Source organism: Rathayibacter sp. VKM Ac-2760, assembly GCF_009834185.1.
Taxonomy (GTDB): Bacteria; Actinomycetota; Actinomycetes; order Actinomycetales; family Microbacteriaceae; genus Rathayibacter.
The window spans coordinates 659720-675416 of the sequence record NZ_CP047173.1; the positions used below are offsets into that span (position 1 = coordinate 659720).

Genomic DNA, 15697 nt, shown 5'->3' on the forward strand with positions numbered 1-15697 from the left:
TGACCAAGCTGGTCGAGCGCTCCAACGCGATCTACGAGCAGGCCAGCACCGCGAAGAACACCGCCGCGTCGCTCGGCGACCAGGCGGAGGTGGCGACGGCCGCGCGCGAGCAGCTCCGCGTCGCCGCGGAGAGCAAGCTCGCCGAGGCGACGGCCGCGCAGGCCGCCTCGGAGGCCGCGCTCACCGAGCAGCAGAACCAGAGCATCGTCCTCGAGCAGCAGCTCGCCGCCCTCCGCGACACCGAGTCGACGACCGTCGCCGAGTACGAGGCCGGCGTCGCCGCCCGCGAGGCGGAGCGGCTGGCCAGGCTCGCCGCGGAGGAGGCCGCTCGTCAGGCGCAGGCCGAGGCCGCGCGTCAGGCCGCGGCGGCCGCTCGTGCCGCGGCCGCGGCGTCTGCGCCCTCCGGCGGCGGCGGCCGGGGGCGGCGGCTACGTCGCTCCGGCCCCCTCCGCGGGCGGCGGCTCGACCGCGGTCAACGACTCCGGCTGGGTGCGCCCCGCGTCGGGCCGGATCACCGGCACCTTCGGGCCGCGCGGCAGCCTCTCCACCGGCGGCGGCTCGACCAGCTCCTTCCACCGCGGCACCGACATCGCCGGCGGCTGCGGCATCCCGATCTTCGCCGCCCACAGCGGGACGGTGACCTACGCGGGCTGGTTCGGCACCTACGGCAACTGGATCGAGATCAGCAACGGCGACGGCATCAGCACCGGCTACGCGCACATCATGCCCGGCGGCGTCTACGTCGCCGTCGGCCAGCGGGTCGAGGCGGGCGAGCAGATCGCCGCCGTCGGCACCACGGGCGCCTCCACCGGCTGCCACCTGCACTACGAGACCCGCGTCAACGGCACCGCCGTGGACGCCCAGCCGTTCATGGCCGCACGAGGAGTGACACTTGGTTGACGCCCGGAAGACCGCCCGCAGCTTCACCCCCGCTCCTCGCGAGCGGGCCTGGAAGGGAAGGCTCCCGCTGGCGGTCTCGGCCGCCTTCGCCGTGACCGCGGTCACCGCCTCCCTCGGCATCGTCCCGGCTCAGGCGGACGACCCGGCGTATCCGTCCTGGGACGACGTCCAGAACGCGAAGACCGACGAGGCGACCAAGCAGGCCGAGATCGACTCGATCACCGCCCTCATCGGCGGTCTGCAGACCTCGGTCGACGACGCGTCGCTCGTCGCGATGAAGAAGGCCGAGTCCTGGCGCCAGGCGCAGGAGGCGCTCGACGCCGCGGCCGCCGCCGTCGCCGAGCTCGAGGACCGCGCGAACGAGGCCTCGTCGAAGGCGCACACCTCGCAGATGCGCGCCGGCCTCCTCGCCGCGCACCTCTCCCGCTCCGCCGGCGGCGACCTCTCGATGAGCCTCGTCGCGAAGGGCCAGGACGCGGGCGACCTGCTCTACCAGCTCGGCGCCATGTCGCAGCTGTCCGAGCAGTCGCAGCGCGTCTACGCCGACGCCCTCGCCGACAAGCAGAACGCCGAGTCGCTGGCCGAGCAGGCCGACGTCGCCGTCGTCGAGCACCAGAAGCTCTCGGACGCGGCGGACGAGGCCCGCACGAGCGCCGACGCCGCGGCCGCCTCCGCCCGCTCCGCCCTCGCGGCGCAGGAGGCGAAGTCGGAGGAGCTCATCGCGCAGCTCGCGCTGCTCAAGGACTCCACGGTCGAGATCGAGACCGCGTTCCTCGCCGGTGAGCAGCAGCGCAAGGCCGCCGCGGCCGCCGCTGCCGCCGCCGCGAAGGCCGAGGCCGATGCCGCCGCCGCCCGGCCGGCCGCGCAGCCCCAGTCGTCCGGATCCTCGTCGTCGGGCTCCCGCCCCGCCGCGCCGGCCGCGAACCAGCCCTCGGCGCCGGCAGCGAACCAGCCCGTCGTCGAGCAGCCCGCCGTCCAGCCCGCCCCGCAGGAGCCGGCCGCACCAGCGGCTCCGGCCCCGGTTCCGGCGCCCGCCCCGGCGCCCGCCGCCCCGGCGCCCGCTCCGGCCCCGGTGGAGAACCCCGCCCCGCAGCAGAACCAGGTCGAGACCGCCATCTCCTACGCGATGGCGCAGCTCGGCGAGCGCTACGTCCTCGGCGGCATGGGCCCCGACGTCTGGGACTGCTCCGGGCTCACCAAGCAGTCGTACGCGAGCGCCGGCGAGTACATCGGCACGCACTCCGCGACGAACCAGTACAACACCATGGCGAACGAGGGCAAGCTCGTCCCCTACGGCCAGCGCCAGCGCGGCGACCTGCTCTTCTGGTCGGACTCGCCCGGCGACTACTACCACGTCGCGATCTATCTGGGCGACGGCCAGATGATCGAGGCGCCGAACCCCAATTCGCCCGTGCGCGTGCACTCCATCTGGGGCACTCCGACCGGCATGGTCGGCCGCCCGACGGCGTAGCACCGCCCCCACAGCGCCGCCCGAAGACACGAGAACCCGCCCCCTCGAGGCGCCGGCAGCAGCCGGTCGACTCGACGGGGCGGGTTCCGTCGTTCGGGGTCCGTCGTCGTTCGCGGACCCTTCGGGGTCAGTGCCCCTCTTCGGCCAGCTTCTTGATGCCGTCCTGGACGATCTGCTCGGCCTCGGCCGCATCGCCCCAGGCCTCGACCTTGACCCACTTGTTCGGCTCGAGGTCCTTGTAGCGCTCGAAGAAGTGCTTGATCTCGTTCTTGGTCTGCTCCGGGACGTCGCCGATGTCCTGGATGTGCTGCCAGCGCGGGTCCTTCGCGGGGACCACGATCACCTTGGCGTCGGAGCCGGCCTCGTCGCTCATGTTGAGCACGCCGACCGGGCGGACCGAGACGCCGACGCCCGGGAAGACGGGGTACTCGAGCAGCACCAGCGCGTCGACGGGGTCGCCGTCGAGGCCGAGGGTGTTCTCGAAGTAGCCGTAGTCCGTCGGGTAGACGAAGGAGGTGAAGAGCACGCGGTCGAGGTAGACGCGACCGGTCTCGTGGTCGACCTCGTACTTGTTGCGGCTGCCCTTGGGGATCTCGACGACGACGTCGTATGCGGCCATGTTCGCTCCTTGAGTCGGTGGCGCCGGAGGCGGCGCATCGGCGGGTCGGACCGGTCGGGGAGCGCATGCAGACACGCACGCTCGCAGGCCGGATCGCTGGCCTAACGTTACTTGATGTGCCCGATCGCCCCCGCCTGACTCCCGCCGTCGCCGACATCCGGCGCGCCGTGCGCGCGAGCCTCGACGAGCTCGACCCGGGAGTCCTGGTGCTCGTCGCGCTGAGCGGCGGAGCCGACTCGCTGGCCCTCGCCGCGGCGGTCGCCTTCGAGGCCGAGCGCGGCGGTCGGCGGGCGGGCGCGGTGATCGTCGACCACGGACTGCAGCCGGAGTCGGCCGAGACGGCGCGCCGGGCCGCCGGGCAGGCGCACGCCCTGGGTCTCGCGCCCGTGCTGCGCGAGGTCGTCACCGTCGCGGCGGCCGGCGAGGGGCCGGAGGCGGCGGCGCACCGCGCGGTACCGCGCCTTCGACGACGCGGTGGCGGCGACCGGCGCCGCGGCGGTCCTCCTCGGGCACACCCTCGACGACCAGGCCGAGACGGTGCTCCTCGGTCTCGCCCGCGGCGCCGGGGCCGCGAGCCTGCACGGCATGGCGGCGGTGAGCGGGGTGCTGCGCCGTCCCCTCCTCGGCATCCGGCGCGCGAGCACCGTCGCGGCCTGCGCCGACGCCGGGCTGGAGCCGTGGAGCGACCCGCACAACGACGATCCGCGCTACACCCGCGTCCGGGTGCGCGGCACGGTGCTGCCGGTGCTCGAGGACGAGCTCGGCCCGGGGGTCGCGGAGGCGCTCGCCCGCACGGCCGATCAGCTCCGCGAGGACGGCGACGCCCTCGACGCGATGGCGCTCGACTGGGCGCTCGAGCTCGTCGGCCAGAACGACGACGGCCACGTCACCGTCGACGCCCGCGGCCTCGCCGCCGACCCGCCGGCGCTCCGCCAGCGGATCATCCGCCTCGTCGTGCAGAACGAGTTCGGCGTCGCCCTCTCCCGCTCCCAGACCCTCGCCGTCGCCGCCCTCGTCACCGACTGGCACGGCCAGAGGGGCGTCGACCTCCCCGGCGTCCGAGCCACCCGGGTATCCGCCACTCTCGTCTTCGCCCCGCGCTGACCCCGTGTGATCCCCCCCCCCCCGCCGCGAGATGCCACTTGTGCGCGCGACACGCCGCGAGAGGCGCGCACAAGTGGCATCTCGCGGAGGGGAGTGCGGGGTCGCCGCCCGTAGAGTGGCCGGGTGGAAGCAGCCGACATCGCCGACGACATCACCGAGGTCCTCTTCACCGAGGCCGAGATCCACGAGCGGATCCGCGACCTGGCCCGCGCCATCGAGCGCGACTACGCCGGCGAGAACCTGCTCATCGTCGGGGTGCTCCGCGGCGCCGTGATGGTGATGGCCGATCTCGCCCGCGAGCTCAAGCTCGACATCGTGATGGACTGGATGGCCGTCTCCTCCTACGGCAGCAGCACGAAGTCCTCCGGCGTGGTGCGGATCCTGAAGGACCTCGACACCGACATCACCGACCGCAAGGTGCTGATCGTCGAGGACATCATCGACTCGGGGCTCACCCTCTCCTGGCTGCAGGGCAACCTGCGCAGCCGCGGCGCCGAGTCGGTCGAGATCTGCGCGCTGTTCCGCAAGCCCCGGGCCGCCAAGGTCGAGGTCGACGTCGCCTACGTGGGCTTCGACATCCCGAACGACTTCGTCATCGGCTACGGGCTCGACTACGCCGAGCGCTACCGCAACCTCCGCGATGTCGCGATCCTGGCTCCCCACGTCTACGAGTAGCCCGGCGGCCGCGCGGGCGGAGGCGGCGCAGTCGAGCCTCGAGCGGCTCTTCGCGGTGCCGGTGCTCGGCTACCACATGAGCTATCCGACGTCGCTGCGCGCGGATCTCGAGTTCAACTACTGGTGGCTCGCGCACGCGATCGACGCCGCGGTCGACGCCTTCGAGCGCACCGGAGACGCGGAGCACCTCGAGCGCGCCGAGCGGATCCACCGCGCGATCCGGATCCGCAACGGCGGCCGGCTGGTCAACGGCTACTTCGACGACATGATGTGGCTCGGCGGAGCGCTCGCCCGCCTCGGCGAGGCGACGGGGGAGGGCCGCTGGCTCGACCGCGCCGACCGGCTCTGGCGCTTCGCCGTCGACCGAGGCTGGAATCTCCGGCACGGCGCGAGCCTCGCCTGGCGCCGTCGGCAGCTCGACTACAAGAACGCGCCGGCGAACGGTCCGTTCGCGATCCTCGGCGCGCGGCTGGAGCGCCTGCGCCCCGACGGCCGCGAGGAGCTCTCCCGCACCGCCTTCGACTGGCTGCACGTGCGACTGCGCGACGACGACACCGGCTTCGTCGCGGACGGGATCGGCCGCGAGGGCGGCTCGGCCCGCGACGACTGGGCGTTCAGCTACAACCACGGGGTCTACCTCGGCGCGGCGCTCGCGCTGCACCGGCTGCGCCCGGATCCGCGGCTGCTCGTGCACGCCTCCCGCACCGCCGACGACCTGCTCCGGCGCCTCGCGCCCGACGGCGTCTTCGTCGAGCAGGGTGCGGGGGACGGCGCGCTGTTCGGCGGCATCGCCTACCGGCACCTGGTCGATCTCGCGACGGCGGAGGGGGTCGATCCCGGGTCCGCCGAGCGGATCCGCGACTTCGTCACCGGCAGCGTCGACGCGCTGTGGCGGTCGAGCGCGCGTGGCGGCCTGCTGCTCGCCGGCCCGCGCTGGGACGCCCCGCCCACCCTGCCTGCGACCTTGTCGGCCGAGCTCGGCGCGGTCCTCGCGACGGAGGCGGCGGCGACGCTGGAGCGGCGCACGGTGCGGGACGGCCGGCGCGGCACAGCAGACTGAGACCGTGAGAGCCCCTTCCGACAGCCCCGTGGTCGCCGTCGTCATCAATCCGAGCAAGTTCGACGAGGTCGGCGCGGCGCAGGACGTGGTCGCCACGGTGGCCCGCCGGGCGGGCTGGAGCGAGCCGCTCTGGTTCGAGACCTGCGCCGACGACTCGGGCGCGGGAGCCGCGCACGCCGCTCTGGACTCGGGCGCCGATCTCGTCTGCGCGATGGGCGGCGACGGCACCGTGCGCGCGGTCGCGTCCGTGCTGCGCGGCACCTCCGTCCCCTACGGCCTCCTGCCGAGCGGCACCGGCAACCTGCTCGCCCGCAACCTCGGCATCCCGCTCGGCTCTCTGGCCGACGCGGTCGAGATCGCGCTGCTCGGGCAGGACCGCGCGATCGACGTGGGGACCGCGACCTTCGACGACGGCGAGGAGCGCGTGTTCATGGTGATGGGCGGCGTGGGCCTGGACGCCGAGATCATGGACAAGACCGACGACGAGCTGAAGAAGCGGGTCGGCTGGGGCGCGTACGTCGCGGCGGGCGCCGAGGTGATGTTCAAGGCCGGCTTCGAGGTGACGCTGACGATCGACGGGAAGCCGGAGCCGCCGACCCGCACCCTGATGGTGCTCGCCTGCAACTGCAGCTCGGTCGTCGCGAACATCGAGCTCGCTGCCGGCGCGGTGCTCGACGACGGCGATCTGGAGCTGGTGCTGCTGCGCCGGCGCTTCGGCCTCGCCCTCGACGTCGCGACGGGCAACCGCAACGGCCTGGCGTCGCTGCACCAGTGGCCCGGCCGCGAGTTCTCGTTCGAGCTCGACCAGCCGGTGCTCGCCGAGCTCGACGGCGACCCCGTCGGCCGCACCACGAGCGGGCGCTTCAGCGTCGACCCGGGCGCGCTGCTGGTGCGGCTGCCGGTGCCGACCCCGAAGAGCCCCGGCCTCACGCCGCACGGCGCCGTCGTCGTCGACACCACCGAGATCGCCACGATCCTCGCGGACCTGCCGGACGAGACGCCCGCCTGAGGCGCGGCGGAGCGGCGCCCCCGCGCTGATCGGGTAGCCCCGCCGGGGCGCCCCCCCTGCTGATCGGGTAGCCCCGTCGGGGCGCCCCCCCCCTTGCTGGTCGAGTAGCCCCGCAGGGGCGTATCGAGACCCACGACCGTCAGCGGTCCGCGCCTGTCGACCGGACTTCTGACGCCGGTGGTTCTCGATACGCCCGCCGCGCGGGCTGCTCGATCAGCAAGGTGGGGGCCTGCTGCGCGGGCTGCTCGATCAGCAAGGCGGGGGGCCTGCTGCGGGGGCTCCGGGATCAGCAGGTGCATTCCTTTACGGATGTAAGGTATCTTACGAACGTCAAGGAGTCGCGCCGCGCCTCCGACCCGGAGGAGATCACCGTGCCCGACCCGCGCCTCGCCCGCTCGCGCGACCAGCTCATCGCCGCGATCACCGCCGCGCTCGACCGGCCGGGTGACGACCAGCCCTCGATCACCGAGCTCTGCACCGCGGCCGGCGTCAGCCGCCCGACCTTCTACCAGCACTTCGGCGACGTGCCCTCGCTGCTCGAGGCCGCCGCGCTCGAGCGGATGCACGCCCTCTTCGCCGCCGTCACCCCGCCCGCCGCGGAGGACGACTGGGAGACCGCGGTGCCCCGCGTCGTCCGCGGGCTGCTCTCAGGCCTGCTCGAGCACGCCGACTTCTACCGCCGCGCGCTGAACGGCGGCACCGCCCGCTCGGTCCAGGAGTCGGTCGTCGCCTTCCTCGCGCAGCGGCTGCTGACCTTCTCGCCGCTCGCCGCCGCGTCGGCCGGAGCCGGAGCGGAAGCGGGCGACCGCGCGCGCGTCGAGCGCTTCGCCGTCCTCCTCGCCGCCGGGACCGTCTGGCTCGTCGTCGGCTGGCTGCTCGACGGCGACGCCCGCCGGCCCGTCTCCGCCGCCTCGGCCGACATCGCCGAGCTCCTCGTCACCGGAGTCGCCGCGCACCACCCCGCCGCCGCCGTCGCCACCGCTCCCGCTCCCGAGAAGTAGAAGGACCATGCCCGCCTCCGCCCCCCGCCGCTCCACCCCGCGCCTGCGCTCCGCGCTCCTGCGCCTGCGCTCCGTCTCCCCGCGCCTCGTCGTCGTCTTCTCCGCCGTCGCGCTCATCCCGCTGATCTACGCCGGCCTGCTCACCACGGCGAACCTCGACCCGACCCACCGCCTCGACTCCGTTCCCGCGGCGATCGTCAACGAGGACACCGGAGCGACCGCCGCCGACGGCTCCGCCCTCGCGCTCGGCGACGCGCTGACCGAGGAGCTGACATCGAGCACCTCCACCTCGAACTTCGACTGGACGCCGACCGACGCCGACGAGGCCGCGCGCGAGCTCGCCTCCGGTGCCGTCTCCGCTGTGCTGACCGTGCCCGCCGGCTTCTCGGCCGACGTCGCCTCGGTCGGCGGGGACGACCCGTTGGCTGCGACGGCGGCCACCCTGTCGATCGAGACGAACGACGGCGCGAACCTGATCGTCGGGAACATCGCGGCGACGATCGGCAGCACCGTCACGCAGACCCTGGAGAAGCAGGTCGGCGAGAGCTACCTGAAGAACGTCTACGTCGGATTCACCGACGTGCACGACAGCCTCGAGCTGGCCGCCGACGGCGCCACGCAGCTCGCCGACGGCGCGAGCACCGCGGCCGACGGCTCGAACCGGCTCGTCGTCGGCCTCGACCGGCTCCGGGACGGCACGGCGGAGCTCTCGACGGGCGCCGCCTCCCTCCGCTCCGGCGCCGACTCCGCCGCGGACGGAGCGGCGACCCTCTCCACCGGTCTGCAGCGGCTCGCGGACGAGACGGCGGCCCTGCCGTCCTCGGCGGCGGCGCTCGACTCCGGCGCGCAGTCGGTCGCCGCCGGGGCGGAGACCCTCGACGGCGGAGCGGCCGGCCTGGCGACCGGCGCCGCGACCCTCGCCACCGGCACGGCCGCGCTCGATGCCGGAGCCGCCAGCGCCGCGGCCGGCGCGCAGTCCCTGACCGTCGGCGCCTCCTCGGCCGCCGACGGCACGGCGACGGCGCTCGGAGCGGCGACCCGGCTCGCCGACGGCTCGGCGGCCCTCGCCGCGAGCACCCCGGCCCTCGCCTCCGGAGCGGCGACCGTCGACACCGGACTGCAGGCGCTGATCGCGCAGTACCCGACCCTCAGCGACACCCAGCGCCTCGCGCTCCTCACCGAGCTGCAGGCCGGATCCGCGCAGGTCGCAGCCGGAGCGACCGCCGCCGATCAGGGCGCGCAGTCCCTCGCCGCCGGCTCGTCGGCACTCGTCGGCGACTCCTCGGGCGGGCTGACCGCGCTCGCCGCGGGCACAGCGGCGGTCGCCACCGGTGCGGCCGACCTGACGACCGGCACGAAGTCCCTCGCCTCCGGCGCCGCCTCGGCCGACGCCGGGGCGCAGTCCCTGGCGACCGGCGCGCAGTCCCTCGCCGCCGGGGCGGCCACGCTCGACTCCGGGCGGCGCAGGTCGCGGCCGGCACCGGCACCCTCGCCGGCAGCGTCGGCCCGCTCACCGACGGCATCGGCAGCGCGGCCGCCGGGGCGGGCACGCTCGCCTCCGGGCACCGCGTCCCTCGCCGCCGGCTCCGGCGCGCTCGCGGGCGGCGCCGCCGACGCCGCCCAGGGCTCCGCCGACGCCGCGACCGGTGCCGGCTCTCTGGACTCCGGGATCGACTCGCTCGCGACCGGCTCCGAGACGCTCTCCGGGAATCTCGCCGACGGTGCCGCCGACGTCCCCTCCTACACGGACGACGAGGCGGACTCGCTCAGCGCCGTCGCCGCGGCCCCCGTCTCGCTCGACACCGAGCGCCTAAATCGGGTGTCCGGGTACGGCTCCGGTCTCGCGCCCTACTTCCTCGGCCTCGCGCTCTGGGTCGGCGCGCTCGCCTTCTACCTGATGAGCGCGCCGCTGAGCGAGCGCCTCCTCGCCGCCCGCCGCCCCGCGTGGCGCATCGCGCTGCGCAGCTACCTCCCCGGCGCCGTGATGGCGGTGGCGCAGGGCGTGCTCGCGGCGCTGATGCTCCGGTTCGGCGTCGGCGTCGACATGGCCCACTTCCCGGCGCTCGTCGGGATCGCGGTGCTCACCAGCCTCACCTTCGTCGCGATCAACCAGGCGCTGATCGCCCTGCTCGACGCGCCGGGCCGCTTCCTCGCGCTGCTGCTGATGGTCGTTCAGCTCTCCTCGGCCGGCGGCACCTACCCGATCGAGACGGCGCCCGCCTTCTTCCAGATCGTGCACGGAGTGCTGCCGCTGACCTACTCCGTCGAGGCGTTCCGCTCGCTGATCGCCGGCGGAGGCATCGGCGTGGCGAACGCCGTGCTGGTGCTCTCGCTCTGGCTCCTCGGCGCGCTGGCCGTCACCGTGCTGGCCGCCGCGCGCCGCCGCCGCGGTCTGGCGCCGGCGCTGCGCGATCCGGAGCCGCTGCTCGAGACGGCCTGACCGCCGTCGTGCTGGTCGCTTGGCCGCGAAGCCGCCTCGCGTCCCGGTGGGGAGCATCACGCCGGTCGAGCAGCCCCGCAGGGGCGTATCGACACCCGCTGTCGTCAGCAGGGCGGATCTGCAGACTCGGCTTCTGAGGCTGATGGATCTCGATACGCCCGCTGCGCGGGCTACTCGATCAGCACGGAGGGCGCCCGCTGCGCGGGCTACTCGATCAGCAGGGAGGGCCCCCGCTGCGCGGGCTACTCGATCAGCAAGGAGGGCCCCCGCTGCGCGGGCGGCTCGATCGGCGTGCAGGAGGAGGCCGCAGAGCCACCGCCGATCGTCCAGCCGACGCTTCCTCCGCCCCTGGCGAACGCGTGGCGTGCGCTCAGAGAGCGGGAGGTAGCCTGACACTCACATTTCCTCGTCAGAAAGGTGCCGGGCCGCAGCCCGCAACATTCATGAACGTCAAGCGCATCTTCCGGGGTCCCATTCTCTACGTCGTCCTCGCGATCGTGGCGGTCTGGATCGGCTCCTCGCTGATCACGATGTCGGGCTTCCGGCAGATCAGCACGCAGGAGGGGCTCCAGCTCCTCTCGGACGGCAAGGTCGTCTCCGCCAAGATCGTCGACGGCGAGCAGCGCGTCGACCTGACCCTCGCGCAGGACGACGGCGACAACGGGAAGCAGGTGCAGTTCTACTACGTGGCACCGCGCGGCGCCGAGGTCGTGGACGCGGTCACGGCCGCGTCCCCCTCCGACGGCTACGACGACGAGGTCCCGCAGACCAACTGGTTCCTCTCCGCGCTCGGATTCCTCCTGCCCATCCTGCTGATCGGCGCGTTCTTCTGGCTGATGCTCTCGGGCATGCAGGGCGGCGGCAACCGCGTCATGCAGTTCGGCAAGTCGAAGGCGAAGCTGGTCTCGAAGGAGTCGCCCAAGGTCACGTTCGGCGACGTCGCCGGCGCCGACGAGGCGATCGAGGAGCTGCACGAGATCAAGGAGTTCCTCAAGGAGCCGGCCAAGTTCCAGGCGGTCGGCGCGCGGATCCCCAAGGGCGTCCTGCTCTACGGCCCTCCCGGCACCGGCAAGACCCTGCTGGCCCGCGCCGTCGCGGGCGAGGCGGGCGTCCCGTTCTACTCGATCTCCGGCTCGGACTTCGTCGAGATGTTCGTCGGCGTCGGCGCCAGCCGCGTCCGCGACCTGTTCCAGCAGGCGAAGGAGAACTCGCCGGCCATCATCTTCGTCGACGAGATCGACGCCGTCGGCCGCCACCGCGGCGCCGGCATGGGCGGCGGCCACGACGAGCGCGAGCAGACCCTCAACCAGCTCCTGGTCGAGATGGACGGCTTCGACGTCAAGACCAACGTGATCCTGATCGCGGCGACCAACCGCCCCGACATCCTCGACCCCGCGCTGCTGCGCCCGGGCCGCTTCGACCGCCAGATCGGCGTCGACGCCCCCGACATGCTCGGCCGCAAGAAGATCCTCGAGGTGCACGGCCGCGGCAAGCCGCTGGCCGGCGGCGTCGACCTCGAGGTCGTCGCCCGCAAGACCCCGGGCTTCACCGGCGCCGACCTCGCGAACGTGCTCAACGAGGCCGCGCTGCTCACCGCCCGCTCCAACGCTCAGCTGATCGACAACCGTGCGCTCGACGAGGCGATCGACCGCGTCATCGCCGGTCCGCAGCGCCGCACGCGCGTCATGCGCGACAAGGAGAAGCTGATCACCGCGTACCACGAGGGCGGCCACGCCCTCGCCGCCGCGGCGATGCGCCACACCGACCCCGTGACGAAGGTCACGATCCTCCCGCGCGGCCGCGCCCTCGGCTACACGATGGTGCTGCCGCTGGAGGACAAGTACTCCACCACCCGCAACGAGCTGCTCGACCAGCTCGCCTACGCGATGGGCGGCCGCGTCGCGGAGGAGATCGTCTTCCACGACCCGACCACCGGCGCTTCGAACGACATCGAGAAGGCGACCTCGATCGCCCGCAAGATGGTCACCGAGTTCGGCATGTCCTCGAGCGTGGGCGCCGTGAAGCTCGGCTCGTCCTCGGGCGAGATGTTCCTCGGCCGCGACATGGGCCACCAGCGGGACTACTCCGAGCAGATCGCCGAGCGCGTCGACCTCGAGACCCGCCAGCTGATCGAGCAGGCGCACGACGAGGCGTGGCAGGTCATCAACGCCAACCGCGACATCCTCGACCGCCTGGCCGCCGACCTCCTCGAGAAGGAGACGCTCGACCACGACCAGCTGGCCGAGATATTCAAGGACGTCCGCAAGATCGACGAGCGCCCGCAGTGGCTCTCGAGCGACAAGCGCCCGCTGTCCGACCTGCCGCCGATCCCGATGCCGCCGGCCAAGGCGCCGATCGACGCCGGAGCGACCGACGGCGCGGTCGTCTCGGAGGGCTCGGAGGAGGTCGCTCCGCAGCGTCCGCCGCTGATCAGCCCGCGCCCCACGACGGCGTAGCGGACCCGTGCCGGTCGACAGGGCGCGCATCGAGGCCGCCGTCGCCGAGCTCCTCGCGGCCATCGGGGAGGACCCGGGCCGCGAGGGGCTCTCCTCGACCCCGCGGCGCTTCGCCGACTCGTACGAGGAGTTCTTCGGCGAGTTCGACGTCGATCCGGCCTCGCACCTCGCCGAGACGTTCGCGGTCGTCGAGGGCGACGAGCCGCCCGCCACGCAGACGGTGGTGGTTCGTGATCTCGCGTTCCGCTCCGTCTGCGAGCACCACCTGCTGCCGTTCGCCGGCGTCGCGCACATCGCCTACCGCGCCGGCGAGCGCGTCGTCGGGCTGGGCAAGCTCCCGCGCGTGGTCGAGACCGTCGCCTCGCGGCCGCAGCTGCAGGAGCGGCTGACCGAGCAGATCGCGGACGTGCTCGACGCCGGGCTCTCGCCCGAGGGGGTGCTGGTCGTCGTCGATGCCGAGCACGGCTGCGTCCGGATGCGCGGTGCCCGTCAGACCGCCAGCTCCACCGTCACCGTCGCCGCGCGCGGCACCCTCGCCGACCCCGCCGCCCGCGCCGAGATCATCGCGCTGATCGGCGCCGCGCGGGAGGCCTGACATGGGACCCTCCGTCGCCGAGCTCTCGCCGGCCGGTCGCGCCGCCCTGCTCGGGATCCTCAACGTCACCCCCGACTCCTTCAGCGACGGCGGCCGCTGGCTCTCCGTCGACGACGCGGTGCGCCACGGCCTCGGCATGACCCGCGCCGCGGGAGAGGAGCCGGCCGCCTTCGGTGCCGACCTCGTCGACGTCGGCGGGGAGTCGACCCGGCCCGGCGCCGCACGGGTGGACGCGGCGGCCGAGCAGGCCCGCGTGCTGCCCGTGGTCCGCGCCCTCGCGGCCGAGGGCGTCCGGGTCAGCATCGACACGATGAGCGCGGCGACCGCGGCGGCGGCCCTCGATGCGGGCGCGGTCGTGGTCAACGACGTCTCCGGCGGACTGGCCGACCCGGCGATGCTGCCCCTCGTCGCCGAGCGCGGGGCGGTCTACATCGCGATGCACTGGCGCGGTCACAGCGCGGGGATGACCCGGCTCGCCACCTACTCCGACGTGGTCGCGGAGGTGCGCTCCGAGCTCGAGCGCCGGGTCGACGCGGCCCGGGCGGCGGGCATCCGCGACGACCGCCTGATCCTCGACCCCGGGTTCGGCTTCGCGAAGGACGGCGGGCACGACTGGGCGCTGCTCGCGCACCTCGGCGCGATCGTCTCGCTCGGCCTGCCCGTGCTGGTCGGCCACTCCCGCAAGCGCTTCCTCGCCCCGTTCGCACCGCCCGGAGCGACCGCCGCCGACCGCGACGAGGTGACGGCGATGCTCAGCCTCGTCGCCGCCGACCGCGGCGCCTGGGGCGTCCGCGTGCACGACGTCCGCTCGAGCGCCCGCGCCCTCGCGCTCGGCGCCCGCCTCCAGGAGGAGCTCCCGTGACCGACCCCGCCGCCACCCCCTCCGGTCTCGACGCCGCCGCGCTCGCGCTGCGCGACTCGATCACGCTGACCGGACTGCGCGTGCGCGCCCATCACGGCGTCTTCGACTTCGAGCGCGAGAACGGCCAGGACTTCGTCATCGACGCGACGGTCTGGCTCGATCTGGCGCCGGCGGCCGGCGGCGACGCTCTCGCCGAGACCGTGCACTACGGCGAGCTCGCGATCGCGCTGGCCGACGCCGTCACCCGCGACCCGGTCGATCTGATCGAGACCGTCGCGGAGCGCCTCGCCGCGGTCGCGCTGGGCTTCGCCGCCGCCGAGGTGGTGCGGATCACCGTGCACAAGCCCGACGCGCCGATCCCGCTGCCGTTCGACGACGTCGCGGTGCAGATCACCCGGGTGCGCGCGTGAGGCCGCGCCCGCAGCGCATGCTGCCCGAGCGCCGCGTCGTCCTCGCGCTCGGCAGCAACCTCGGCGACCGGCTGGCGAACCTGGAGACCGCGGTGCGCTCCCTCGCGACGACCCCCGGGCTGCGGCTCGACGCCGTGTCGAAGGTCGTCGAGTCGCCCGCCTGGAAGCCGGGCGGCACGGACGAGGACGCACCCGGCTACTTCAACGCCGTGGTGATCGGATCGACGACCCTCGAGCCCGACGATCTGCTCGCCGCGACCGCCGCGATCGAGGTCGCCGGCGGGCGGATCCGCGGAGCGGGGGAGGAGCGCTGGGGCGACCGCACCCTCGACATCGACGTGATCGCGGTCGGCGGGGTCCGCCGGGAGGACGCGCACCTGACCCTGCCGCACCCGCGCGCCTTCGAGCGCGCCTTCGTGCTCGAGCCGTGGCTCGACGTGGAGCCGCACGCCGTGCTGCCGGGGCACGGCCCCGTCGCCGAGCTGCGCGCCCGCGCAACTGACCGCGTGACCGACCGGCCGGAGGCGATAGCGTGGCGGCGCACCCGGCCTCGCACCGCCCCCGGCCTCCCCGACCCCGAGAGCAGCACTCCGTGAAGCGCACCCGCATCAGCACCCTGCTCGGCCTCGGCCTCGTGGGCGCCGTCGCCGGCTTCCTGATCGACCTGGCGATCGCCTCCGCCGGGCGCCCCGTGCTGATCCCGCCGCTGACCGTCCCGCTCACCCTCGTGGTGGTCGCGGCGCTCGTCCTCGGCTTCGCGATCCCCATACACCGGGCGACGAAGGGGACGCTGCGCCGGCCCATCGATCCGTTCCGCGCGATGCGCGTCGTCGTGCTCGCGAAGGCGTCCAGCCTCGTCGGCGCGCTGCTGCTCGGGGCCTCGGGCGGAGTGCTCGTCTACCTGCTGAGCCGCCCGGTGATCCCTTCGCTAGGCTCCGTGTGGCAGGACGTCGCCGCCATCGTCGGCGCGATCGTGCTGCTGGTGGCCGGTCTGGTCGCCGAGCACCTGTGCACCATCCCGCCGACCGACGACGACGACCCCGCCGTCGGCGAGGTGAACCACGCCTGACGACGACGCCCGCTCGGACGCGGGCA

15 protein-coding genes and 1 pseudogene are annotated in these 15697 nt (G+C 74.1%); 14 read left to right on the top strand and 2 right to left on the bottom strand.

Going from position 1 to position 15697, the window contains the following annotated elements; genetic code table 11:
* Positions 1–31: 31 nt before the first annotated feature.
* On the bottom strand, positions 32–184 hold the full coding sequence (locus tag GSU72_RS02915) for a hypothetical protein (RefSeq protein ID WP_159983574.1): 153 nt from the start codon (positions 182–184) through the stop codon (positions 32–34).
* Positions 185–375: 191 nt separating this feature from the next.
* Between GSU72_RS02915 and GSU72_RS02920 the strand changes: the two genes are divergently transcribed.
* The gene (locus tag GSU72_RS02920) at positions 376–900 is read left to right on the top strand and encodes a M23 family metallopeptidase (RefSeq protein ID WP_159983576.1); all 525 of its coding nucleotides are present in this window, start codon (positions 376–378) and stop codon (positions 898–900) included.
* Positions 893–2371 carry a C40 family peptidase gene (locus GSU72_RS02925; RefSeq protein ID WP_159983578.1) on the top strand — a complete coding sequence of 493 codons (1479 nt, stop codon included), beginning with the start codon at positions 893–895 and terminating at the stop codon, positions 2369–2371. The genes GSU72_RS02920 and GSU72_RS02925 overlap by 8 nt, the downstream gene beginning before the upstream one ends.
* Positions 2372–2498: 127 nt before the next feature.
* Here the strand turns inward: GSU72_RS02925 and ppa are convergent, their stop codons facing one another.
* Positions 2499–2990 (bottom strand): inorganic diphosphatase, encoded by a 492-nt coding sequence (gene ppa / locus GSU72_RS02930; protein ID WP_159983580.1) that lies wholly within the window; start codon positions 2988–2990, stop codon positions 2499–2501.
* A gap of 116 nt (positions 2991–3106) precedes the next feature.
* Here ppa and tilS point away from each other — a divergent pair.
* The 12 genes and pseudogenes from tilS (at position 3107) to GSU72_RS02990 (ending at position 15671) form a co-directional block, all read left to right on the top strand.
* Positions 3107–4094: pseudogene (gene tilS / locus GSU72_RS02935) on the top strand (tRNA lysidine(34) synthetase TilS).
* 123 nt (positions 4095–4217) lie between these two features.
* Complete coding sequence (gene hpt / locus GSU72_RS02940) at positions 4218–4769, top strand: hypoxanthine phosphoribosyltransferase (protein ID WP_159983582.1); 552 nt, start codon at positions 4218–4220, stop codon at positions 4767–4769.
* Positions 4735–5829, top strand: coding sequence for a glycoside hydrolase family 76 protein (locus GSU72_RS02945; protein WP_159983584.1), 1095 nt, complete (start codon positions 4735–4737; stop codon positions 5827–5829). The genes hpt and GSU72_RS02945 overlap by 35 nt, the downstream gene beginning before the upstream one ends.
* A gap of 4 nt (positions 5830–5833) precedes the next feature.
* Complete coding sequence (locus GSU72_RS02950) at positions 5834–6838, top strand: diacylglycerol kinase family protein (protein ID WP_159983586.1); 1005 nt, start codon at positions 5834–5836, stop codon at positions 6836–6838.
* Between the two features lie 293 nt (positions 6839–7131).
* Complete coding sequence (locus GSU72_RS02955; protein WP_159983588.1) at positions 7132–7839, top strand: TetR/AcrR family transcriptional regulator; 708 nt, start codon at positions 7132–7134, stop codon at positions 7837–7839.
* 7 nt (positions 7840–7846) lie between these two features.
* A complete protein-coding gene (locus GSU72_RS02960) occupies positions 7847–10279 on the top strand; it encodes a YhgE/Pip domain-containing protein (protein WP_159983590.1) in 2433 nt (810 codons plus the stop codon).
* 443 nt (positions 10280–10722) lie between these two features.
* Positions 10723–12735: an ATP-dependent zinc metalloprotease FtsH gene (gene ftsH, locus GSU72_RS02965; protein ID WP_159983592.1), complete on the top strand. Its 2013-nt coding sequence runs from the start codon at positions 10723–10725 to the stop codon at positions 12733–12735.
* A 7-nt stretch (positions 12736–12742) separates the two neighbouring features.
* Positions 12743–13330, top strand: coding sequence for a GTP cyclohydrolase I (gene folE / locus GSU72_RS02970; protein WP_159983594.1), 588 nt, complete (start codon positions 12743–12745; stop codon positions 13328–13330).
* Between the two features lies 1 nt (position 13331).
* A complete protein-coding gene (gene folP, locus GSU72_RS02975) occupies positions 13332–14192 on the top strand; it encodes a dihydropteroate synthase (protein ID WP_159983596.1) in 861 nt (286 codons plus the stop codon).
* Positions 14189–14602 carry a dihydroneopterin aldolase gene (folB, locus tag GSU72_RS02980; protein WP_244255945.1) on the top strand — a complete coding sequence of 138 codons (414 nt, stop codon included), beginning with the start codon at positions 14189–14191 and terminating at the stop codon, positions 14600–14602. Before folP ends, folB begins: the two co-directional genes overlap by 4 nt.
* Entirely contained in the window at positions 14599–15198 is a 600-nt protein-coding gene (gene folK, locus GSU72_RS02985) for a 2-amino-4-hydroxy-6-hydroxymethyldihydropteridine diphosphokinase (RefSeq protein WP_244255946.1), read from the top strand. Before folB ends, folK begins: the two co-directional genes overlap by 4 nt.
* On the top strand, positions 15195–15671 hold the full coding sequence (locus GSU72_RS02990; RefSeq protein WP_159983598.1) for a DUF3180 domain-containing protein: 477 nt from the start codon (positions 15195–15197) through the stop codon (positions 15669–15671). The genes folK and GSU72_RS02990 overlap by 4 nt, the downstream gene beginning before the upstream one ends.
* The last annotated feature ends 26 nt before the right edge of the window (positions 15672–15697 follow it).